At 71.6% G+C, this 19,537-nt stretch carries 16 protein-coding genes and 2 pseudogenes; 6 read left to right on the top strand and 12 right to left on the bottom strand.

Going from position 1 to position 19,537, the window contains the following annotated elements; all coding sequences use genetic code 11:
• Positions 1–224 (bottom strand): annotated as a pseudogene (locus MYF83_RS35415) (hypothetical protein); the annotation flags it as partial.
• Positions 225–424: 200 nt separating this feature from the next.
• Complete coding sequence (locus MYF83_RS35410; RefSeq protein WP_248965119.1) at positions 425–2,269, bottom strand: ricin-type beta-trefoil lectin domain protein; 1,845 nt, start codon at positions 2,267–2,269, stop codon at positions 425–427.
• A 238-nt stretch (positions 2,270–2,507) separates the two neighbouring features.
• Here MYF83_RS35410 and MYF83_RS35405 point away from each other — a divergent pair, with 238 nt between their 5' ends.
• The 3 genes from MYF83_RS35405 to MYF83_RS35395 all read left to right on the top strand — a co-directional run bounded on the left by MYF83_RS35405 (position 2,508) and on the right by MYF83_RS35395 (position 5,591).
• Positions 2,508–3,254 (top strand): lytic polysaccharide monooxygenase, encoded by a 747-nt coding sequence (locus tag MYF83_RS35405; protein ID WP_248965118.1) that lies wholly within the window; start codon positions 2,508–2,510, stop codon positions 3,252–3,254.
• A gap of 254 nt (positions 3,255–3,508) precedes the next feature.
• Complete coding sequence (locus tag MYF83_RS35400; protein ID WP_248965117.1) at positions 3,509–4,957, top strand: serine/threonine-protein kinase; 1,449 nt, start codon at positions 3,509–3,511, stop codon at positions 4,955–4,957.
• 166 nt (positions 4,958–5,123) lie between these two features.
• Positions 5,124–5,591, top strand: coding sequence for an STAS domain-containing protein (locus tag MYF83_RS35395; protein ID WP_248965116.1), 468 nt, complete (start codon positions 5,124–5,126; stop codon positions 5,589–5,591).
• A 6-nt stretch (positions 5,592–5,597) separates the two neighbouring features.
• Here MYF83_RS35395 and MYF83_RS35390 read toward each other — a convergent pair whose 3' ends face one another.
• Complete coding sequence (locus MYF83_RS35390; RefSeq protein WP_248965115.1) at positions 5,598–7,256, bottom strand: ABC-F family ATP-binding cassette domain-containing protein; 1,659 nt, start codon at positions 7,254–7,256, stop codon at positions 5,598–5,600.
• Between the two features lie 391 nt (positions 7,257–7,647).
• Here MYF83_RS35390 and MYF83_RS35385 point away from each other — a divergent pair, with 391 nt between their 5' ends.
• The gene (locus tag MYF83_RS35385; RefSeq protein ID WP_372500337.1) at positions 7,648–8,553 is read left to right on the top strand and encodes a pentapeptide repeat-containing protein; all 906 of its coding nucleotides are present in this window, start codon (positions 7,648–7,650) and stop codon (positions 8,551–8,553) included.
• A 32-nt stretch (positions 8,554–8,585) separates the two neighbouring features.
• Here MYF83_RS35385 and MYF83_RS35380 read toward each other — a convergent pair whose 3' ends face one another.
• The 7 genes from MYF83_RS35380 to MYF83_RS35350 form a co-directional block, all read right to left on the bottom strand.
• Positions 8,586–10,154, bottom strand: a complete 1,569-nt coding sequence (locus MYF83_RS35380) for an MFS transporter (protein ID WP_248965114.1) — start codon at positions 10,152–10,154, stop codon at positions 8,586–8,588.
• A gap of 59 nt (positions 10,155–10,213) precedes the next feature.
• Positions 10,214–11,170 carry a GNAT family N-acetyltransferase gene (locus MYF83_RS35375; protein ID WP_248965113.1) on the bottom strand — a complete coding sequence of 319 codons (957 nt, stop codon included), beginning with the start codon at positions 11,168–11,170 and terminating at the stop codon, positions 10,214–10,216.
• A 21-nt stretch (positions 11,171–11,191) separates the two neighbouring features.
• Positions 11,192–12,445 (bottom strand): MFS transporter, encoded by a 1,254-nt coding sequence (locus tag MYF83_RS35370; protein ID WP_248965112.1) that lies wholly within the window; start codon positions 12,443–12,445, stop codon positions 11,192–11,194.
• Entirely contained in the window at positions 12,445–13,233 is a 789-nt protein-coding gene (locus MYF83_RS35365; RefSeq protein ID WP_248965110.1) for a DinB family protein, read from the bottom strand. The genes MYF83_RS35370 and MYF83_RS35365 overlap by 1 nt, the downstream gene beginning before the upstream one ends.
• A gap of 106 nt (positions 13,234–13,339) precedes the next feature.
• Positions 13,340–14,005: a hypothetical protein gene (locus MYF83_RS35360; RefSeq protein WP_248965109.1), complete on the bottom strand. Its 666-nt coding sequence runs from the start codon at positions 14,003–14,005 to the stop codon at positions 13,340–13,342.
• Positions 14,006–14,427: 422 nt separating this feature from the next.
• Positions 14,428–15,954, bottom strand: a complete 1,527-nt coding sequence (locus MYF83_RS35355) for a golvesin C-terminal-like domain-containing protein (RefSeq protein ID WP_248965108.1) — start codon at positions 15,952–15,954, stop codon at positions 14,428–14,430.
• Between the two features lie 168 nt (positions 15,955–16,122).
• Positions 16,123–17,187, bottom strand: a complete 1,065-nt coding sequence (locus MYF83_RS35350) for an NAD(P)/FAD-dependent oxidoreductase (protein WP_248965107.1) — start codon at positions 17,185–17,187, stop codon at positions 16,123–16,125.
• 84 nt (positions 17,188–17,271) lie between these two features.
• Between MYF83_RS35350 and MYF83_RS35345 the strand changes: the two genes are divergently transcribed.
• Together MYF83_RS35345 and MYF83_RS35340 are read left to right on the top strand one after the other, a co-directional pair.
• Positions 17,272–17,859 (top strand): helix-turn-helix domain-containing protein, encoded by a 588-nt coding sequence (locus MYF83_RS35345; RefSeq protein WP_248965106.1) that lies wholly within the window; start codon positions 17,272–17,274, stop codon positions 17,857–17,859.
• A 149-nt stretch (positions 17,860–18,008) separates the two neighbouring features.
• Positions 18,009–18,263 (top strand): MmyB family transcriptional regulator, encoded by a 255-nt coding sequence (locus MYF83_RS35340; protein WP_248965105.1) that lies wholly within the window; start codon positions 18,009–18,011, stop codon positions 18,261–18,263.
• Here the strand turns inward: MYF83_RS35340 and MYF83_RS35335 are convergent.
• Together MYF83_RS35335 and MYF83_RS35330 are read right to left on the bottom strand one after the other, a co-directional pair.
• Positions 18,247–18,564, bottom strand: a pseudogene (locus MYF83_RS35335) (helix-turn-helix transcriptional regulator); the annotation flags it as partial. The gene MYF83_RS35340 and the pseudogene MYF83_RS35335 overlap by 17 nt on opposite strands.
• 36 nt (positions 18,565–18,600) lie before the next feature.
• The gene (locus tag MYF83_RS35330; RefSeq protein WP_248965104.1) at positions 18,601–19,503 is read right to left on the bottom strand and encodes an RNA polymerase sigma-70 factor; all 903 of its coding nucleotides are present in this window, start codon (positions 19,501–19,503) and stop codon (positions 18,601–18,603) included.
• Positions 19,504–19,537 lie beyond the last annotated feature (34 nt).

The raw sequence follows: 19,537 nt of genomic DNA, 5'->3' as shown, positions 1-19,537 counted from the left end.
CCGTTGCAGGTGTACAGCTGGATCTGCGCGCCGTTGGCGCTGCTCGCGCCCGCCACGTCGACGCACTTGCCCCCGTACCCGGTGATCTGGCCGGTGGCGGCCCAGGCGGGGGAGAGGCCGGTCGCGATGAGGGCCACGGCCGCCGCGAGGGCTCCAAGGAGCATCCGGAAGCCGAGACGGGAGCGGGGGCGGGAGCGGAAACGGCCGGAGTGTTCCGGGTTCATGGGGGGTGTCGCCTCCTTTGGAACGAGAGCCGGTGACGGCGGTGGGGGATGGGGGAGCGGGAGGAGGGCCCCTTCTCGGGCGGCCCTTCCGCGAGCCAGGTGGGCAGCCCTAACTCTTAGGAAGGTTTCTTAATTATTCGGTTGACGTGGATTCAACGCCCTCCGGCCACTCCGAGTCAAGAGCCACGTTGGCCCCGGGGTCAGGCCTGGATCGCCCACTTCTGGTTGGGCGCCGCGGTGCAGTCCCAGATCTGCAGCGGGGTGCCGTCGGCGGAGCTGGGGCCGGTGGCGTCCAGGCACTTGCCCAGCGCGCGCAGGGTGCCGTCGGCGGCGGCGGTCCACTGCTGGGCGGTGGTGCCGTTGCAGTCCCACAGCTGGACCTTGGTGCCGTTGGCGCTGCTGGCCGCCGCCACGTCCAGGCACTTGCCCAGCGCGCGCAGGGTGCCGTCGGCGGCGGCGGTCCACTGCTGGGCGGTGGTGCCATTGCAGGTGTACAGCTGGATCTGCGCGCCGTTGGCGCTGCTCGCGCCCGCCACGTCGACGCACTTGCCGCCGTACCCGGTGATCCGGCCGGTGGCGCCGCCGCCCGACTGGGTGCCCGACCAGGTGAACGTGGCCGAGGTCCGGGTGGGCAGGGTGTAGGTGAACGACTGGCCGCCCCAGGTCACCTTCACCGTCTGGGCGCTGCCGGTGGTGTTGTAGGCGATGAGCGCCTTGGACCCGTCGGGGTTGCGCCAGGCCACGTTCTTCACCGCGGCGTTCGCGGTGGAGTCGATCCGGTACGCGCCCGGCCGCACGAACTTGGTCAGGTGGCCCATCGTGTAGTACTCGATCGTGTAGTCGACCTGGCCGTGGCGGGCGTCGCCGTTGTGGACGGTGATCAGGCCGGTGCAGACGTCGCATCCGCCGTTGTGCGGGCCGTGGCCCTGGTCGACGGCGAGGCTCCACTTGATCCAGCTACGGTCCCAGTTGCGGGTGTAGTCGATCAGGTTGTTCATGTCCTCCCTGTGCTGGTCGGAGATCCAGGTCCCGCCCGAGTGCTCGGTCATGTAGGCGTTGACGCCGGGATACTGGTCGTGCACGGCGGTCTGGGTGCCGACGTCGCCCCCGTACCCGTGCCAGGCGATCCCGCCGAACAGGGGGTCGTTCCTGATGGCGGCGTCACCGAGCAGCGGGGCCGCCCAGGTGTTGTAGGCGTCCCAGTTCCAGTCGAGCACCAGCGTCTTCGTCGTGATCCCCGCGGTCCGGAAGGCCGGCCACAGCGCGCTCTTGATGAAGTACTGCAGGCCGGAGGTGTTCCAGTTCATCGACGGGTACCCGGCGCAGCAGGTGGGCTCGTTCTGTGGCGTGACGTAGTCGATGCGCAGGCCCTGGGCCTGGTAGGCCTGGATGTACCGGGCGAAGTACTCGCCGTACATCCCGTAGTACTGCGACTCCAGCCAGCCCTGGCTCCAGGAGTCGTTGTCCTTCATCCACGCGGGCGCGCTCCACGGCGAGGCCATGATCTTCAAGGCGGGGTTGAGCGCCTTGGCCTGCTTGGTGAGGGGGACGACGTCGGCCAGGTCGTGGCCGATGGAGAAGCCCGACAGGTCGCAGCAGGTGTCGTCGTAGGAGTAGCTGTAGCGGGCGAGGTCCGAGGAGCCCATCGGGTTGCGCACGAAACTCAGGCCGATGCCGTCGGCCGGGTCGAACAGCTTGCGCATGACCGCGTCGCGGGTGCTCTGGCTGAGCGCCCCGCTACTGTTCATCAGCCATGCGGCGGTGTCGGTGAACGACGCTCCGCCGCCCTCGAACTGCTGGTAGGCGGTGTTCTCGTTGACGTTGATCGTCTGGGTGCCCGCGGGGCTGGAGGCCGCGAAGGCCACGGGCGCCTGCTGCTGGAGCCCCCGGGTCACCGTGCGGCCCCCCGAGTCGGAGGTCGTGGTGAGCCAGACGTTCACGGTCTCGCCCGCAGCCTGAGCGGCCGGGGCGTCGACGACGCTCAACGCCGTGCCGGCCAGCAGCAGGGCGGCGGGCAGCGCCAGTCGGAATCTTCGCAAGGACATGAGCGGGTCTCCCTCTGGGGGGTGAGTGAAGAACCTGCCCGTACGGCCCTGCCCGGCGGCGCACCGGCGTGTTGAGGCAGTGTTAGCACGGGCGAAACCCGTGGCGCAATGCGCGCGTTCCAACCGGCCGTACGGCCCTGGACACCCTTGACAACGTGTGTCACAAGTGCCCGCCAGGCTATTTACTCTTAAGAAACTTTCTTTTATGTTTGCCGCACCCCCAGCGAAGGAGTCCGGCATGCGAAAAACGATCTTGGTGGTCGCGACGGCGCTGATGACGGCAGGGATCACGGTGTTCGCGGCCTCGCCCGCCCTGGCCCACGGGTATGTGTCCTCGCCGCCGAGCCGGCAGGCCATGTGCGCCCAGGGGCGGGTCAGCGACTGCGGCGACATCATCTACGAGCCGCAGAGCGTGGAAGGCCCGAAGGGCCAGCGCAACTGCCACGGCGGCGTCGCCCGGTTCGCCCAGCTCAGCGACGAGAGCAAGCCGTGGCCTGCCACGTCCGTCGGCACCAGCGTCACCTTCAACTGGGTGCTCACCGCCCGGCACGCCACGAGCACCTGGGAGTACTACATCGGCAACACGCGGGTGGCCCTGTTCGACGACCAGGGCCGCCAGCCGGGCGCGACGGTGACGCACACCGTGAACCTGTCCGGCTGGAGCGGCAGGCAGAAGGTCCTGGCCATCTGGAACATCGCCGACACCACGAACGCCTTCTACTCGTGCATCGACCTGCAGATCGGCGGCGGTGGCGGTACTCCGTCACCCACCCCGACCCCGACCCCGACCCCGACTCCCACGCCCACGCCCACCCCGACGCCGACCGTGACGGTCCCGAGCGGGACCTGGGCCGCCGGCACCTACTACGCGGTGGGGAGCGAGGTCACCTACAACGGCGTGCGGTACCGGTGCATCCAGGCGCACACCGCCCTCACGGGCTGGGAGCCGCCGAACGTCCCGGCGCTGTGGCAGCGGCTCGGCTGACCGGAGGTCCGGCGCGCCGCGGTCCGGCCTGACCCGTCTACGGGCGCCGCGCGATGCGGGCGCCCGTAGACGCAGGAACGCGGCGACGTCCCCGCGATGTGATCTACAATGTAAAGGAGCGCGGATCGGACAGAAATCCACCACACCCCCGAAACACGAAAATCCTCGCCCACTGTGACCATCCGGGACGACCGCTGGGCCTGGTGTAACCGCTGGTCCGAATGTGACGGCGATGGCGGGGTAGCGATGAACGCATGGCGGAATCAGGAACGTCCGAACGGGTGGTCGCGGGACGCTACCGGCTGATCGAGCCGCTCGGAAGCGGCGGCATGGGAGTCGTGTGGCGGGCGGTGGACGAGCTGCTGCAGCGCGAGGTCGCGGTCAAGGAGCTGCACGGGTCGACCGAGCTGAGCGAGCCTGAGCGCGAGCTGTTCACGACGCGGACCTTCCGCGAGGCCAGGGCCGCCGGCCGGTTGAGCCATCCGAGCGTGGCGGCGGTCTACGACGTCTTCGAAGATGAGGGGCATCCCTGGATCGTCATGCAGCTGGTGCCGTCCCGGACGTTGGGGGCCATCGTGCGGGAGGACGGCCCGCTGCCGCCCGGGCAGGTCGCCGAGATCGGTCTCCAGGTGCTCGAGGCGCTGAGCGCGGCCCACCAGGCGGGGGTGCTCCATCGGGATGTCAAGCCCGACAACGTGTTGATAGCGGACGATGGCCATGCCGTGCTGACCGATTTCGGCATCGCGACGCTGGAGGACGATTCGCCGGTGACCCGTACCGGCATGCTGGTGGGGACGCCGGCGTTCATCGCCCCCGAGCGGGCGCTGGGCGGGCCGGCGCGGCGTGCCTCGGATCTGTGGTCGCTGGGTGCGATGTTGTATCTGGCGGTGGAGGGCCGGTCGCCTTTCCAGCGTGGTCACATGCTGGCGACGCTGGCCGCGGTGCTGTATCAGGAGCCGCCGCCGTGCCGCCATGCCGGTGCGCTGGCGCCGGTGATCGAAGGGCTGCTGGTCAAGGATCCGGCTGCCAGGATGCCGGCGGGTGAGGCGGCGCGGCGGTTGGTGGAGGTCGCCGCCGGGCGGGTGGGTGAGCCGGTGGCGGCGCGGGTTCCGGTTCCGGATCCGCTTTCGGCGGGTTCGCTGCCGGGTTCGGTGCTTTCGCTCGGGCCGCGGAGGCTTTTCGCGGCGGCGGGTGTCATGATCGTGCTGGGTGGCACGGCGGTGGGTGGGCTGGCTTATGCGCAGGCCGCGGGGGATCGGGGAGCGGCGGTTTCGGCGGGTGGCACGCCTGCGGCGGCCGTGGTGGGCACCCCTGCCGCGGGGCCGGAGCAGGGCGAGGGGGTGATGGCGCGGCCGGTGGCCCAGCGGGAGACCGATCTGCCGGGGGAGCGAGTCGGGCCGGGGCCGGGGGCGAAGGGGGAACGGGCGTCCACGTCGGCCGCGTCGAAGGTGGTGCCGGTGGGGTTGTCCGGAGCGGGGAAAGGCAAGGAAAAGTCCTCGGGCGGCACCGGTGGCAAGGAAGGCAAGGCGGCCAAGGAGAGCAAGGCCGCCAAGGAGAGCAAGGCCGCCAAGGAGAGCAAGGCCGCCAAGGAGAGCAAGGCCGCCAAGGAGAGCAAGGCCGCCAAGGAGAGCAAGGCCGCCAAGGAGAGCAAGGCCGCCAAGGGGAACGATGGCCAGGCCGTCGGGAAGGGCAAGGGCAAGTGAATCCGGCCGTGGTGGCCGGGGGCTTTGCCCGGGTTGATGGTCAGATGGTGTTGGCCCGGGATCCTCGACCATTCTGGGAAGCGCGTCGACCGGCGACGTTACCGGTCGCTTGGGCTTCGAGGGGTAGCGTTCGAACCTACATCCCGAATCGGATGAAAGGGCACAGATGTCCGCACAATTGAAGGTGTCCATCGCCTACCGGCCACCTGTCGCGGTACTCGTGCTGGCGGGCGAGCTGGACCTGGCCTCGGCCGACCTTCTCGCCGGCAGCGTGGACGATCTGCTGCGCCGTGGACAGAAGCACTTCGCGGTGGATGTCTCGGATCTGCGGTTCTGTGACTCCACCGGCCTTGATGCGATCTTGGACGCTCGTGAGCGGGCGGCGGGGGCCGGCGGTTCGCTGCGGCTCGTCGGGGTGCGGGGCATCCTGGGACGGATCCTGGAGATCACGCGATCGCAGCATCCGTTCGAGCCCGACGACATCGTCGGGGGACTGTGGGCCGTGCCCGCGCGCGGCGCCGGGCCCGTCCGGGTTCCCGAGCAGGCGGCGACGCCGTCCAAAGGCTTCACCAAGCCGGTCCTGGGCCGGCCCCGCGGGTTGTTCCCTCGCCCGCAGGCGGCTTCGCGGGTGTAGGGGTCGTCAGCCGGCCTCCGACGCGAGCAGGTCGCGGACCTCTTCGGCGGTGGTCTCCCGGAGTTCTTCCGCGAGGAGCAGCCAGCGGGTGATGCCGGCCGATTCCAGGAACGACAGGTCGTGGCCGGCGATGATGAGCGCGCCCTGGTAGGAGTCGAGGGCGCTGGTCAGCTGCCGCACGGCGGCCATGTCGAGGTTGTTGGTCGGCTCGTCGAGCATGAGCAGTTGCGGGGCCGGTGCGGCGAGCATCGTCGCGGCGAGGGCGGCCCGGAAGCGTTCTCCGCCTGAGAGGGTGCCCGCGGGCTGTTCGGCGCGTGCCCCCTTGAACAGGAAGCGTGCGAGCTGGGCGCGGATGTGGTTGTCGGTGACCCCGGGAGCCATGCGGGCCACGTTCGCCGCGACGCTCAGTTCGTCGTCCAGCACGTCGAGGCGCTGCGGAAGGAACCGTAGCGGCACGAACGTCTTGGCCTCGCCGGAGAGGGGTGGCAGTTCCCCGGTGAGGGTGCGCAGGAGGGTGGTCTTGCCGGCTCCGTTGCGCCCGACCAGCGCGATGCGTTCGGGTCCGTGCACGTGGAGATCGCCCTGGTGCAGCTTGCCGTGCTGGAGGCGCAGGTCGTGCAGGGTGAGGACGGTGCGGCCTGCGGGCACGGCGGTGTGGGGAAGGTCCACTCGGATCTCGGCGTCGTTGTGGATCGCGTCCGCGACCTCCTCGCGCCGCTCGCGTGCCTCGTTGAGACGGTCCTCCTGCAGGCCGCGGAGCTTGTCCGCCGACTCCTGCGCGGAGCGCTTGCGTTCGCCGGCGACGATTCTCGGGGCCCGCCGCTGGGCGTCCATCTTCTTGCTGTGCCGCTGGCGGCGGGCGATTTTGATCTGGGTCTCCTCCAGTTCGCGTTTTTGGCGGCGTACGTCGGCCTCGGCGGCTTTCAGCATTCGCCCGGCCGCCTCCTGCTGGGTGGCGAGGGCCTCGTCGTAGGCCGACCAGCCGCCCCCGTACCAGCTCACGGATCCGGATCGCAGCTCGGCGATGCGGTCGACGCGCTCCAGCAGGTCGTGGTCGTGGCTGACCACGAGGAGTACGCCGGAGCGCCAGGAGTCGACGGCCTCGTAGAGGCGGCGGCGGGCGAACAGGTCGAGGTTGTTGGTGGGCTCGTCGAGCAGGAGGACGTCGGGGCGCTCCAGCAGCAGTGCGGCCAGGCGCAGCAGAACGGTCTCCCCGCCGGACATCTGGCCCACGGTGCGGTCCAGTTCGACGTCGCCGAGTCCGAGGGTGCCGAGTGTCGCGAGGGCGCGCTCTTCGACGTCCCAGTCGTCGCCGATCGTCTCGAAGTTCTGCTCGCCGACGTCTCCGGCCTCGATGGCGCGTAGCGCGGTGCGCCGTTCGGCGATGCCCAGAGCCTGGTCGACGCGCAGTGTGGTGTCGAGGGTGATGTTCTGCGGAAGGTAGGCGAGGTCGCCGCCGACGGTCACCGATCCGTGGGAGGGGTGGAGGCGGCCGGCCAGGAGTCGCAGGAGGGTGGACTTGCCGGTGCCGTTGCCGCCGACCAGGCCGGTGCGGCCCCGGGGGATGCTGAGGGAGAGCCCGTCGAAGACGGTGGTGCCGTCGGGCCATTGGAAGGACAGGGCGGAACAGGTCACGGAGGTGCTGGGCGTGGTGGGGTCGGCCATGGTGTTCTCGCAGTCGCACGCGCGGTGGGTCGGGGGCTTCGTGTGCGAGCATCACGCGGCGACCAGGCCGGGAGAGGGATGTGTGCTGTCCGGAGGGTGAGGGACGGCTCATACATCGAGGTCGCATCCACGCGGGTCACGGGGCGGCAAGGCCTGCCGCGGTGTGACGGGCTACGGCGATGCCGTACCGCGCGATGATCGCGGACCTCAGATGAGCAACGTCCACCTCTATCGGAGACGACAGGACTTTGGAACTGTACCTCAACCGCCGCATCCGCCGGGCCCCAACCGGCTGGGTGCGCGCGGGTCCAGGTAGGGGCCGCTCCGCCGTAGCCTTGGTAACACCGGTCCGGCGACACGGGGCCGGTGGCGCGAGAGGAGAGCAGGCACGGTGCCCGACGAGCACGAAGATCCGCATCCCGTCCCCGGCAGGGGTTCCCTCGCGCTGCGCGGAGAGTGCGGCGACTGCTTCGGGTTGTGCTGCGTCGCCCTGCCCTTCTCGGCCTCGGCGGACTTCGCGGTGGACAAGGACGCCGGCCGGCCCTGTGCCAACCTGCGGCCGGACTTCGGCTGCGGCATCCACGACCACCTCAGGGAGCGGGGCTTCTCCGGCTGCGTCGCCTACGACTGCTTCGGCGCGGGGCAGAAGGTCTCCCAGGTCACCTATGCCGGGCAGGACTGGCGGCGGGCGCCGCGGAGCGCCGGGCAGATGTTCCAGGTGTTCCCGATCATGCGTCAGCTCCACGAGCTTTTGTGGTACCTCACCGAGGCGCTGACCTACCGGCCGGCCCGCCCGCTGCACGAGGAGATCCGCTTCGAGCTCGACCGGATCGGCCGCCTCACCCGCGGCGGCCCCGAGGACCTGCTGGCGCTGGACGTGCCGGCGCACCGGCAGCGGGTCAACGTCCTGCTGCTGCGCACCAGCGAACTGGTGCGCGCCGAGGCCCCGGGCCGCAGGAAGGACCGCAGGGGAGCCGACCTGATCGGGACGGGCCTGAAGGGCGCCGATCTCCGGGGGGCCGACCTGCGGGGGGCGTACCTGATCGGGGCCGACCTCAGAGGCGCCGATCTGCGGCTGGCCGACCTCATCGGGGCCGACCTGCGGGGCGCGGACCTCGCCGGCGCGGACCTCACCGGCAGCGTCTTCCTGACCCAGTCCCAGGTCAACGCGGCCAAGGGCGACACCGCCACCCGTTTGCCGCCGTCGCTGACCCGCCCGGCGCACTGGCCCGCCGCGGGCACCCCGGCGAAGCCGGGCTCCTCCCGGCCGCGCAGGAGGACCAGCCCCCGCCGGTGATCCGCCCCGGCCCGCCGGGTGCCCCGATCCGATCACCCGCCGTCGGCCTTCCCCGCGAGCGGGCCGCCATCTGCGGCTGGTGTGGCGGCCGGCGGGCCGGTGAGGTGAAGCTCCGGCATGAGCAGGATCGAGGTCAGGGCCAGCAGGCCGCCGAGACCGCCGATCCACCCCAAGGTGGTGCCGATCGCGCCGGTCATGGCGGCGGCGCCGGCCGGGCCGGCGGTGAGGTGGGAGAGCAGTGACTGGCCGCAGGCCAGGCTGACCGCGCCGCCGAGCTGCTTGGTGAGCATCGAGCCGGCGGTGGCGGTGCCGATGTCGGGGCGCGGCACGCTGTTCTGGGCGACGATGCTCGCGCCGCCCATCGCCGGCCCGGTGCCAAGGCCGATGAGCAGCAGCCATACGGCGATCATGAACGTTGGGGTCGCGGCGCCGAGGGTGAGGAAGGGCAGGCTCCCGGCGGTCAGCAGCGCGGCACCGGCCAGGAGCGCGGGCCTCGGACGCCCGGTGCGCATGACGATCGTGGAGGTGAGCCGGTTGCCGGCCACCATGCCGGCCAGCATCGGCAGCAGGAGCAGCCCGGAGAAGGTGGCGGAGTAGCCGCGTACCTGCTGCAGGTACAGGGCCAGGAAGATGCCCACGGGCAGGCCGGCGGCCTGGAAGAAGAACCCGGCCGAGACGATCGCCGTGTAGGTGCGGTGGGCGAAGAGCCGTGGCGGCAGGATCGGCCCCGCGGCGCGCCGTTCCACCACGATCAGGGCGGCCAGGAGCACGGCGCCGGCGATCAGGGGCGGGCCGACCATCGGATCGCCCAGTGCCCGTACCCGGCCTTGCTCGGTGTTGCCCTTGAGGCTGAGCCCGAGCAGCACGAGTGACAGCCCGCAGGTGAGCGCCACGATGCCCGCCAGGTCCACCCGGCCGGCGCCGGCGGCCTTCGAGGGGGCGCGGGGCAGCAGGACGGCGAGGACGGTGGCGCCGGCCAGGCCGATGGGCAGGTTGAGCAGGAAGGCCCAGCGCCACCCGGCGTGGTCGGCGAGCACGCCGCCGACCAGCGGACCGCTGAGCATCCCGGCGACGAGCATGCCGGCCATCACGTTCTGCATGCGGACCATGCCGGCCATGCGGCTGGGCGGGTACAGGTCGCGGACGATGGACATGCTGACGGTGAGCAGTGCCCCCGCGCCCGCGCCCTGGACGGCGCGGAAGGCGACCAGCGTGGTCATGGACGGGGCCATGCCGCAGGCGAGCGAACCGGCCAGGAACAGCCCGAGCCCGAGCAGCAGCGGCGCGCGGCGGCCGTACAGGTCGGAGAAGCGGCCGTACAGCGGGACGGTGACGGTGGAGGTCAGCAGGTAGGAGGTGACCACCCACACGTACCAGGTGTCGGTGCCGCCGAGCTGGGTGACGATCCGCGGCATGGCCGTGCCGGTCACGGTGCCGTCGAGCATGCCGAGGAAGGCGCAGCTCAGCAGGGTGATGGTCAGCAGCCGGCGGCGGGCGGCCGGCAGGTCTTCGTAGGGGTCGTCCGCCGGGACGGTCGTGGCCGTGGTGGGCGGGGGCTCAGGGGCGGGCGGCGCGGGGCGCCGGCGTGGCAGGGTCGGCATGGCTGAAACCTACGGAGTGAGTCCTCACTCCGTCAAGTTCGAGTGAGGACTCACTCACCTCACCCCCGAGCCGGCGTCCCGGCGCCTGAAGCCGAGCGAGACGACATGAGGTGGAGGGTGCGGCCGCGGGTGAACGGCGCCTCGAAGGGGCGCAGGTCCGTCTTCCCGGTCGAGCTGAACACCTCAAGGCGCAGCTCGCGGCCGGGGCGCGGGCCGGCGTAGGCCAGGAAGAAGGACGGATCGCAGAGCCGGTCCAGGCCGAGCAGCAGGTCGGCGTGGTCGGTGCCGGTGTCGGGGTCGACGAGCTGGGAGGGGACGCCGGCGAAGCCGAGACGCCACTTGAACCCGAACAGGCCCGGCTTCGCGATGTGGCCGTAGACGTTGGGGTCCATGCCCAGGGTGATCGCCGTGAAGCCCCGCTCTCTGGCGACCTGCGCGGCCGCCAGGTACAGCACCCTGGCCAGGCTCGACTCCCGGCGGCGCGGGTCGACCGCCGAGAACCGGATGTGGACCAGGCCCAGGCGCGGCTTCTGCCAGCCCAGGCAGCAGCCGGCCAGCTCGTCCCCGTCGTAGACGGACACCGCGAAATGCTCGTCCGCGGCCTGCGTCAGCGCCGCCTTCTGCTCGGCGGCCACCGCCCACCCGTGCCGCATCTCGGCGACGCGGCTCGCGTACAGGGGCAGGAACCTGTCCAGCAGGCGCCGGTCCACCGGCTCGGTGCGGACCACCAGGCCCTCCTCGGCCGCGCGCCGCCGCGCCGTCCTGATGTTCTGCCGCTCCTTGGGGCCGAGTCGGGTCAGGAACTCCTCCTCGCAGGCGCCCGTGCCGGCGATCCAGGTGACCAGGAACGGCTTGGGCAGGAACCCCGCCCGGCGCAGCTCGGGCCACCGCTCGACGGGCGGATCCGGCACGCGCACCACGTCCAGGCGGTCGCGATGGGGCTCCCAGCCGCCGCCGAGCGCCTCGGCGGCGTCGAGAAGGCCGATCCTGAGGCCGCGGAATTCGGTGAGCTCCATCGTCTCCCCCAGATGCGAGTTTCAGACGCCCGACCCGGCCGGCACGTTCAGGTAGGCGTCGGCGCGGCGCAACGGGCCGAGCAGGAAGGCGGCGGCGATGGCGAGCTGGATCACCCCGAGCCCGGCGAAGACCGGCGCCGCGCTCCCGGCCCGGGCGGTCACCCACCCGCCGAGGACCGCTCCGAGCGGCACGGGCGTCCAGGACAGGACCTGGCTGACGGTGACCACCCGCGCCAGCATCCGCGGGGGCGCGAGCCGCTGCCGCAGCGTGCGCAGGTTGACGACGAAGAACATGCCGAGCCCGGAACCGAGCGCCCACAGCACCACGACGGAGGGGAAGGATTCGGCGACGCCGATGCAGAACATGCACACCGCGCCGCCGAAGAACGGGATCAAGATGGCCTGCGCCGCGCTCAGCCGCCTGGCGAGCCTCGCGCTGAGCAGCGAGAAGATCGTGGTTCCCAGGCCCGCGGCGACGAAGAGCCAGCTCACCGCGCTGTCGGTGGCGAGGTAGTGCTGCTTGGCCAGCGTCACGATCTGCTTCTCCGCGGTCGCGCCCACCAGCAGGTTGGTCAGGGCCAGCAGGATCGCGCAGGCGCGCAGCACCGGGTGGCCGAACACGAAGCGGACCCCGCCGGCGATGCTGTGCCGGACGGGCTCGCGGCCGGCCGCGGCGACCCGCTCGGGCAGCGAGCGGCGCAGCGACCTCAGGCAGCACGCCGAGAAGGCGAACGAGCCGGCGTCCAGGAGCAGGGCGGTGGAGGCGGACATGACCATGAGGGACACCCCCGCCAGGGCCGGCCCGAGGACCCCCACCGCCGAGTAGGCGGCCGAGAGCCGGCCGTTGGCCGCGTCCAGCCGGTCCGGGCCGACCAGCGCCGGCATGACCGCGAACTCGGCCGCGTTGAACGCGATCGTCAGCGTCGAGATCGTGAACCCGGCCAGGTAGATCCACCAGACGTCCAGCATGCCCGCGTGCGCGAGGACGGGGATCGAGGCGACGGCCAGCATCCGCCCGGCGTCGGCGGCGATCATGACCTGGCGGCGGGACAGCCGGTCCACGTACGCGCCGATCACCAGGCCGAACAGCGGATAGGGCAGGAACTCCACCGCCATCGCGATCCCGAGGCTCAGCGGGGACCCGGTGAGCCGCAGGACGATCAGGGGGACCAGCACCAGCGACACCGCCGAGCCGAGGTTGGAGACCGACTGCGCGAGCAGGAACACGTAGTACGGCCGGCCCAGCCCGGCGGGGACGTCCGCGCGGCGGAACATCAGCCGAGGGTGTAGCCGAGGCGGGTGGCGATCGACTCGGTCTGCTTCTTGTGCTCCAGTTCGTGCAGGGACATGGCGCGGCAGATGTCCAGGATGGTGATCGTCCCGTCGCGGGTGTGCTCTCCGGCGTACTCCAGCTCGTCCTTGGTGATCTGGTCCAGGGCGGCGATCCACTCCTTGCGGCGGGCCTCGAAGCCCGCCAGCCGGTCGGTGAGCGGGGTCCTTGCCCGGGCGAGGATCCGCTGCACCTCGTTCACGTCCATGTCGGGCAGGGTGAGGCCCGGTTGGGCGAGGATCTGCAGCACGCGCGGCGCCATGATCGAGTCGGCCGCCATGACGTGCACCGCCACCTCGGTGATCGACCATTCGGCCGGCTCCGGGCGCGTCTCGGCGTCCTCGCCGACCATGCCGGCGGTCCGGCGCAGCTTGGCCGGGGTCTGGGCGAGGTCGGCCAGCAGCCCGGCCAGTTCCAGCGAGGCCGCGCGGCCGCCGGTGCGCAGCCCGTAGGGCCGCCATTCGACCAGGGCGCTGTAGCGCTCGGCCGGCTCGACGGTGCTCCAGACGCCGGGTTCGCGGCGCGCCGCCTCGTCGATGTCGTAGTAGTTGATCCAGGGCAGGTACCCGGCGACGCGCCTGCCCCGCTGCTCCAGCACGCTCACCATGCTGGGCGTGGCGGGGCCGCCACCGGGACGCTGTTCGACGTCGATGTAGACGATCTCCTCGGTGGTGTCGCTGCCGGGTGACCTCCGCACACCCATCAGCGTGCCCGTCATGGTGATCTCGGACATGATGACGATCACTCCCGTGCCGTTGTCGATGGTGGACCGAACAGGGGGAGGTATCACGGTCCGGGCCGCGACGCCGGCGCCGGACCGTGATACGCGCGGGGGAGGCTCAGGACGCGCCGAGCGGGACGATCGCCGGAAGGCGGAAGAACGTGTGGTACCTGGTGTCGGTGCTGCCCAGGTAGATGATCACGTCGTAGGGGTCGATGGGCTCCTCGCTCGGCTGCAGCCAGGTGGCCTGGAAGTGCTGCTCCACCAGCAGGCCGGTGCCGATCGCCTCGAAGAGCTCCTCGCGGGTGTAGGCGCGGGTCTCGCGCTCGTCGGGGGTGCTGGTCAAGAACCCGGAGAAGTACATGTCCTCGGGCAGGCGCCGGCCGGTGCGGGCGAACAGCTCGGTGGCCTTGCGCGCGGTCTCCTCGCTGTGGATCCAGTGGACGTCCTCGCCGCCGATCTTCAGGCATTCGCCTTCGCCGGCGTTCTTGCGGTTGACGAAGATGGGGTTGCAGTCGACCCGGTGTTCCTTCTTGATGGCCATCACGACTTCGAGATGGGTGCTCTCGGGCAGGTCCTCCAGCTTGTGCTGGGCGATCTCGAACCCGTAGCTGATGTGCAGGTGCGGCAGGTGCTCGTGCAGGTGCTCCTCGAGGTTCTCGAAGGGCCCGTGCGGCATGTGGGTCGCGACCGGGGTCTCCCTGCCGGGCAGATCGAAGATGCCTCCGAACGGCGGGAGGCACGGGCGGATGATCAGATCGGGCTCGGCCAGCGCGGTGGTCATACCTCACTCCAATTTCCGTTGGACGCCGGCGTCGGCCGGCGATCCCGACAGTCTGTGGATCATCGAACGGCCCAGGAAGGGCGCCGGTGGAGGGGGCCGCGTGCGCACGCGGGCCCCGCGACGGCGCGGCCGTTGTTCGTCGTGCTCGATATGCGGGTGATGGTTCGCCCTACCTGGAGCCGGCGGCGGCAGGTCGATCCTCGGAGTGTCGCAGCCGGGCCGCCGGCCGGTCGAGACGTCATAGGGGGAGAGAAACCCGGGACTGGGGTCCCCGGCGGGGGGAGTCCCGCTCGGTCCGGCCGGGAACGACACGGCGGCCCGCGCCGCTCGCGAGGCGCGGGCCGCCGCTGTCGTGGCCGCCTTTCGTGGTCGTCGTTTCGTGGTCGTCCCGCCGTGCTGCTTTCAGGGCCGCACGGCGGGGTTCAGCGGCTGATCCGCACGGCGTCGGCGATCACATAACCGGTGCCGGAGGTCCAGCGGCTCACCCCGACCACGTTGAAGGTGCCGGCGTTGAGGGAGAAGGTGCCGATGCTCCGCCAGCCCCCGCCGCCCGAACGCTGGTCGACGTACACCGTCTGGTTGCCGCCCGAGGCGGCGACGATGTAGGGGGCGGAGCTGCTGTAGCCGGGGTCGGCGGGGTACCAGACCTCGACGCGGTAGGTGCCCGCGCTCGGGATGCTCGCCTGGAACCAGGCCGGGTCGCTGGCGGCCACCGGGTCGGCGTACCGGTAGTCGGCGCCGTAACGCTGGCCGGAGTAGGCGGAGGTGCCCCAGTTGGCGCCGGCCGTGAACCGGCCGGAGGTGGCGTTGTCGACGATGGTGGACCAGGTGGTGGTGCTCCCGGTCACATACCCCATGTACTTGTTCCAGTCCCAGTTCGGGCCGGGGTCGGTGTGGGTGGAGCCCGGCACCTCGACGTGCCCGATGATGTGGCTGCGGTCCTTCGGGATGCCGTACTTGTCGCAGATGTAGCGGGTCAGCGCCGCCGAGCCTCGGTACATGGCGTCGGTGAACCACGACGCGTCGTTGACGTACCCCTCGTGCTCGATCCCGATGGACCGGGTGTTGTAGCTCCAGTTGCCCGCGTGCCAGGCGATGTCCTTGTCGCGCACCATCTGGGTGACGGCGCCGTCGGAGGAGCGGACCACGTAGTGCGCCGAGACCTGCGCGCTGGGGTTCTGGAACCAGGAGATCGTGCCGGCGTAGGAGCCCTGCGTCACGTGGATGACGACCCGGTCGATCGCGTAGGCCGACGGACGGCTGGAGGCGGTGTAGTTGCTCGAGCTCGCGGCCACCCAGCTGCCGTCGGGGTAGTCGGGGGCGGCGGCCTGCGCGTTCAGGTCCATCGTCCGGGCGTAGTCGCCCCGGTCGGCGCTGACCTCCCGCGGGGTGACGGTCAGCCCCGCCGCCCGCAGGCCCTGGCCGAGCAGCCCGTAGACGGTGTCGGCGTACAGCCGGGCGATCTCGGGGGTGGAGGCGTTGCCGTACCTGGCCACGGCCGCGTACCACCGCCCGGCGTCCTTCCTTGCCGCATCGTCCAGGCCGAGCTCGTCGGCGTACGCCCTAAGGAGCGCGGCGGCGCCGAGGACGTTGGCCTCGGTGTCGGCGCGCAGCTTCGCGGCCGGCAGGCCGGTGAGCTCGGCGGCCCGTTCGAGGCTGTGGGTGGTGGGGTTGCTGACCAGGTGCATCACGCCGTAGCCGCCGCTGGCGCTCGGCTTGCCGCCGTGCGCGTCGAGGTGGGTCTCGGCGTAGGCGAGCGCGACGAGCAGGTCGCGGGGGACGTCATGGGCGGCCGCGGCGCGGGCGAACGCGGCGGCGAGGGCCGGTTCCCGCGCGGCGTCCGCCGGGGCGGCGGCGAGCGCCAGCAGGGAGCCGAGCAGGAGGAGCGCGGTGGCCAGCAGGCGGCCGGCTGTGGGGACTAATCGGGTTCGGGTTCCGGGAGATCTCATGGGGGGCTCCTGGGTGGGGGGTGCCGATGCGTGCACAGTAAGGGGTGTTTCTGACAAATGTCGATAATTGACATTACTCGCCAGTTGGCAGAAGATTTTTGCCCTTCTTGCTGCACGGCTCGGCGGGGCGTGACCCCGCCGCGCCGGCGCCGCGGACGGCCCGAAAGGTCAAAGGCCGTGCCGGCGGTCGCCCAGCGAGCGCTCGCAGGCCTCCCGTTCCGCCCGCGCCGAGAAGGGACTGCGGCGCGCGGCGACGGCGAGGCGGGTCTCCTCGGCCACCAGGTCGGCGTTGATCCCCGCGCCGGCGCGCACACCCGCCGCGGCGGCCGCGATGACCTGGTCCATCAGGTCGGCCACGTTGCCGGCCACCCACACCCCGGGCAGCTCCGTCGCTCCGAAAGGATCGGCGGCGACGTAAGAGCCGATCACGTGCCCGTCCCGCTCCTGCTCGGTCACCGCGAGGCCGAGTGCGGTGAGCAGGCCGGCGCGGGCGGTGAAGCGGGGGGCGACCACCAGGGCCTGGCGGGAGACCACCCGGCCGTCGGCCAGAGCCACGCCGGTGAGCCGGTCGGCGGTCACCTCCAGGCCGGTCACCTCGCCCCGCACCACGGTGATGTCGCGGGCGTCGAGTTGCTCGGACTCCTGCTCGCCGGGCTCGGGCGCGGTGTGCAGGAAGAGCGTCACGTCCTTGCTCCACTGCCGCCACAGCAGGGCCTGGTGGGCCGCCAGCGGGCCGGTGGCCAGGATGCCGAGCGGCTGGTCGCGGACCTCCCAGCCGTGGCAATAGGGGCAGTGCAGCACCTCGCGCCCCCACCGCTCGGTCACGCCGGGCACCTCGGGCAGTTCGTCGGCCAGACCGGTCGTCACCAGCAGTCGGCCCGCCTCCACCGCCGGACCGTCCTTCAGGAGCACGCGGAAGCCGCCGGCCTCCAGGCGCTCGGCCGCCACGACGTCGCCCTCCATGATCTGGCCGCCGTAGCCGGTCACCTCCTGCCGGCCCTCGGCCAGCAGCCGCGACGGCGCCGTGCCTTCACGGCCCAGGTAGCCGTGGACATGGGACGCGGGGGCGTTGCGCGGCCGGCCGGCGTCGATCACCAGCACCGAGCGGCGCGCCCGGGCCAGGGTCAACGCCCCGCTCAGCCCTGCGGCGCCGCCGCCGACGACCACGACGTCATATCGCCGGACCCCGCCCTGCGGGGAGACGGTCACACTCTTGCTTGTCGCCTCAGTCATGAAGCACCTCCTCCATTCACGGCAGATGCTGCGCCACCACCCGCCGGCTTGACAAACCTTGTTGCCGGGATGGCAAATAGGGACATGGCAGAGAGAGACTTCACGGCCGTGCTGACCGCCGTGGGCCCGCGCCTGCGCGCCCTGCGCCGCGAGCGCGGCATCACCCTGGCCCAGCTGAGCGAGGCGACCGGCATCTCCCTCAGCACGCTCTCGCGCCTTGAGTCGGGGCAGCGCAAACCCACCCTGGAGCTGCTGCTGCCGCTGGCCCAGGCCCACCGGGTGCCGCTGGACGAGCTGGCGGGCGCGCCGGCGACCGGGGACCCGCGCGTCCACTCCCGTCCCTTCGTCCGGCATGGCCGCACCTTCGTGCCGCTCACCCGCCAGCTGACCGGGTTGGCCGCCTACAAGCAGGTCATCCCGGGCGGCCAGAACGGGTGTGATCTCGAACAGCGGGTGCACGAGGGCTACGAGTGGCTTTACGTCCTCTCCGGCCGGCTGCGGCTGCTTTTGGGCGAGCGCGATCTCGTCCTGTCCGCGGGGGAGGCCGCCGAGTTCGACACCCGCACCCCGCACGCCTTCGCCAGTGCCGGCCCTGAGCCGGTGGAGCTCCTCATCCTGTTCGGCCCGCAGGGCGAGCGCATCCACGTCCGTGCCCGCCCCGCCGCCAAGTGATCTCCGCTCGCTTCTCGTTCGGGCCGGGTCTTGCCATGCGGCGGTAAAGACTCCGGTCCTCATCGGCCACACGCGTCACCCCGGCGTCACCGGTCGCGGCCGGGAGGCTCGCGGAGGGCCGGCTTCGCAGCCGGCCTCCAGGACTGCTGATGGACGGCTGGGACCGGGTGGCGGCCTACGTGGTGAACGAGCGGCTGGACGTGCTGGCCAGGAACGCGGTGGCGACCGGTCTGTACGACGGGCTCGAGCACAACGACAACCTGCTGAGGCTGGCCCTGCTCAACCCCCGGGCGCGGGAGTTCTACCTGGACTGGGAGCTGGACACCCGCTACAAGGTGGCCCACCTGCGCGCGGCCGCCGGGACGGCCCATGACGACCCGTTCTTCTGCGGCGCCCGGAGTTGACGAGGCGATGGGGCTCGGTCACCCGGACTCCGCCCGCGCCGTCGTGGGTGCGGTAGTCGAAGCGCAGCCGTTCGCGGTCCCTGCACGCGGACGCGATCGCCGCCAGCGTGCCGGCGTCGACGGGCGGGCCGGATCCCGGGAGCGTGACCATCGCCGCCGCGAGCGTGCTCACGCGGCGGCGCAGGCGGGAGGGCAGCATCCGTTCCAGTTTGGCCAGCGCGCGGACCGAACTGTCCTCGATCCCGGCCACCGTCCCGCCCGCCGCGGTCCGCAGCCCGATCGCCACCGCGACCGCCTCGTCAGACCTGTTCGGTGTCGCCCGGCGCGGGGCCGTCACTTATGGCAGCGCCGCTGAGATCCTGCCGAGTTTGGCCGGGTTCATCACCCACATGATCTGATCGATGCCTTCCGCCGAGGCGCTGATGGTCACGAGTGCGGCGACGGCCTCACCGTGCGACACCAGCACACCTGGCCGTCCGTTCGCCTCGACCCATGCGATCGTCGCACCAGGCCAGAATCGCGGCGCGAACGCCGCGACGAACTTGGCGACGCGCGTGCGGCCGGCCACGGGTATCCGCGCCACCCCGCGCACGGCACCCCCGCCGTCGGAGTAACTGACGACGTCCACGGCGAAGAGCCGTTCCAGCGCGGCGAGGTCGCCGGTCCGGGCCGCGGCGAGAAAGGCCTTGAGGAGGCGTCGATGCGCGGCCGAGCTCACCGGCTTGCGGCGCTCGGCGACGACACGCTTGCGCGCGCGGCTGACGAGCTGGCGGATGTTCGCCTCATTCAGCCGCAGGATGGCCGCGATCTGATCGTAGGGGTAGTCGAACGATTCCCGGAGCACGTACGCCGCTCGTTCCGTAGGCGTGAGTCTCTCCAGGAGAAGCAGGACCGCCAGCTCCAGCGCCTCGCCGCGTTCGGCTCTCGCATAGGGGTCGGCGCTGGTGTCCACCGGCTCGGGAAGCCATGGGCCGACGTAGGCCTCGCGCCGCCTGCGGGCGGATTGGGCGACGTTCATCGCCAGCCGGGTCGTCGCCGTCGCCAGGAAGGCGGCCGGGTCCATGACGGCCGCGCGGTCCGCGCTCTGCCACCGCACCCAGACATCCTGCACGACGTCCTCGGCCTCCGCCGAGCTGCCGAGCATGCGGTAGGCGATACCGAAGAGCCGGGGACGCAGGCCCTCGAAGACCGAAGCGGCCTGATCGAGCGCGCTCGCCGCCCCCGGGTCCCCTGAGTCCATGATCGCGTTTGCCTCCGCAGCTTCCTGCCTGACC

The organism is Sphaerisporangium perillae (assembly GCF_023276435.1).
Classification (GTDB): Bacteria; Actinomycetota; Actinomycetes; order Streptosporangiales; family Streptosporangiaceae; genus Sphaerisporangium; species Sphaerisporangium perillae.
Note: the sequence above shows the minus strand (reverse complement) of the source record. Positions and strands in the feature narration are given on the sequence as shown.

Excerpts from the sequence above, each read along its gene's own strand:
- MYF83_RS35410 (WP_248965119.1), bottom strand. The coding sequence starts at position 2,269 with ATGTCCTTGCGAAGATTCCGACTGGCGCTGCCCGCCGCCCTGCTGCTG.
- MYF83_RS35405 (WP_248965118.1), top strand. The coding sequence starts at position 2,508 with ATGCGAAAAACGATCTTGGTGGTCGCGACGGCGCTGATGACGGCAGGG.
- MYF83_RS35400 (WP_248965117.1), top strand. The coding sequence starts at position 3,509 with ATGGCGGAATCAGGAACGTCCGAACGGGTGGTCGCGGGACGCTACCGG.
- MYF83_RS35395 (WP_248965116.1), top strand. The coding sequence starts at position 5,124 with ATGTCCGCACAATTGAAGGTGTCCATCGCCTACCGGCCACCTGTCGCG.
- MYF83_RS35390 (WP_248965115.1), bottom strand. The coding sequence starts at position 7,256 with ATGGCCGACCCCACCACGCCCAGCACCTCCGTGACCTGTTCCGCCCTG.
- MYF83_RS35380 (WP_248965114.1), bottom strand. The coding sequence starts at position 10,154 with ATGCCGACCCTGCCACGCCGGCGCCCCGCGCCGCCCGCCCCTGAGCCC.
- MYF83_RS35375 (WP_248965113.1), bottom strand. The coding sequence starts at position 11,170 with ATGGAGCTCACCGAATTCCGCGGCCTCAGGATCGGCCTTCTCGACGCC.
- MYF83_RS35370 (WP_248965112.1), bottom strand. The coding sequence starts at position 12,445 with ATGTTCCGCCGCGCGGACGTCCCCGCCGGGCTGGGCCGGCCGTACTAC.
- MYF83_RS35365 (WP_248965110.1), bottom strand. The coding sequence starts at position 13,233 with ATGTCCGAGATCACCATGACGGGCACGCTGATGGGTGTGCGGAGGTCA.
- MYF83_RS35360 (WP_248965109.1), bottom strand. The coding sequence starts at position 14,005 with ATGACCACCGCGCTGGCCGAGCCCGATCTGATCATCCGCCCGTGCCTC.
- MYF83_RS35355 (WP_248965108.1), bottom strand. The coding sequence starts at position 15,954 with ATGAGATCTCCCGGAACCCGAACCCGATTAGTCCCCACAGCCGGCCGC.
- MYF83_RS35350 (WP_248965107.1), bottom strand. The coding sequence starts at position 17,187 with ATGACTGAGGCGACAAGCAAGAGTGTGACCGTCTCCCCGCAGGGCGGG.
- MYF83_RS35345 (WP_248965106.1), top strand. The coding sequence starts at position 17,272 with ATGGCAGAGAGAGACTTCACGGCCGTGCTGACCGCCGTGGGCCCGCGC.
- MYF83_RS35340 (WP_248965105.1), top strand. The coding sequence starts at position 18,009 with ATGGACGGCTGGGACCGGGTGGCGGCCTACGTGGTGAACGAGCGGCTG.
- MYF83_RS35330 (WP_248965104.1), bottom strand. The coding sequence starts at position 19,503 with ATGGACTCAGGGGACCCGGGGGCGGCGAGCGCGCTCGATCAGGCCGCT.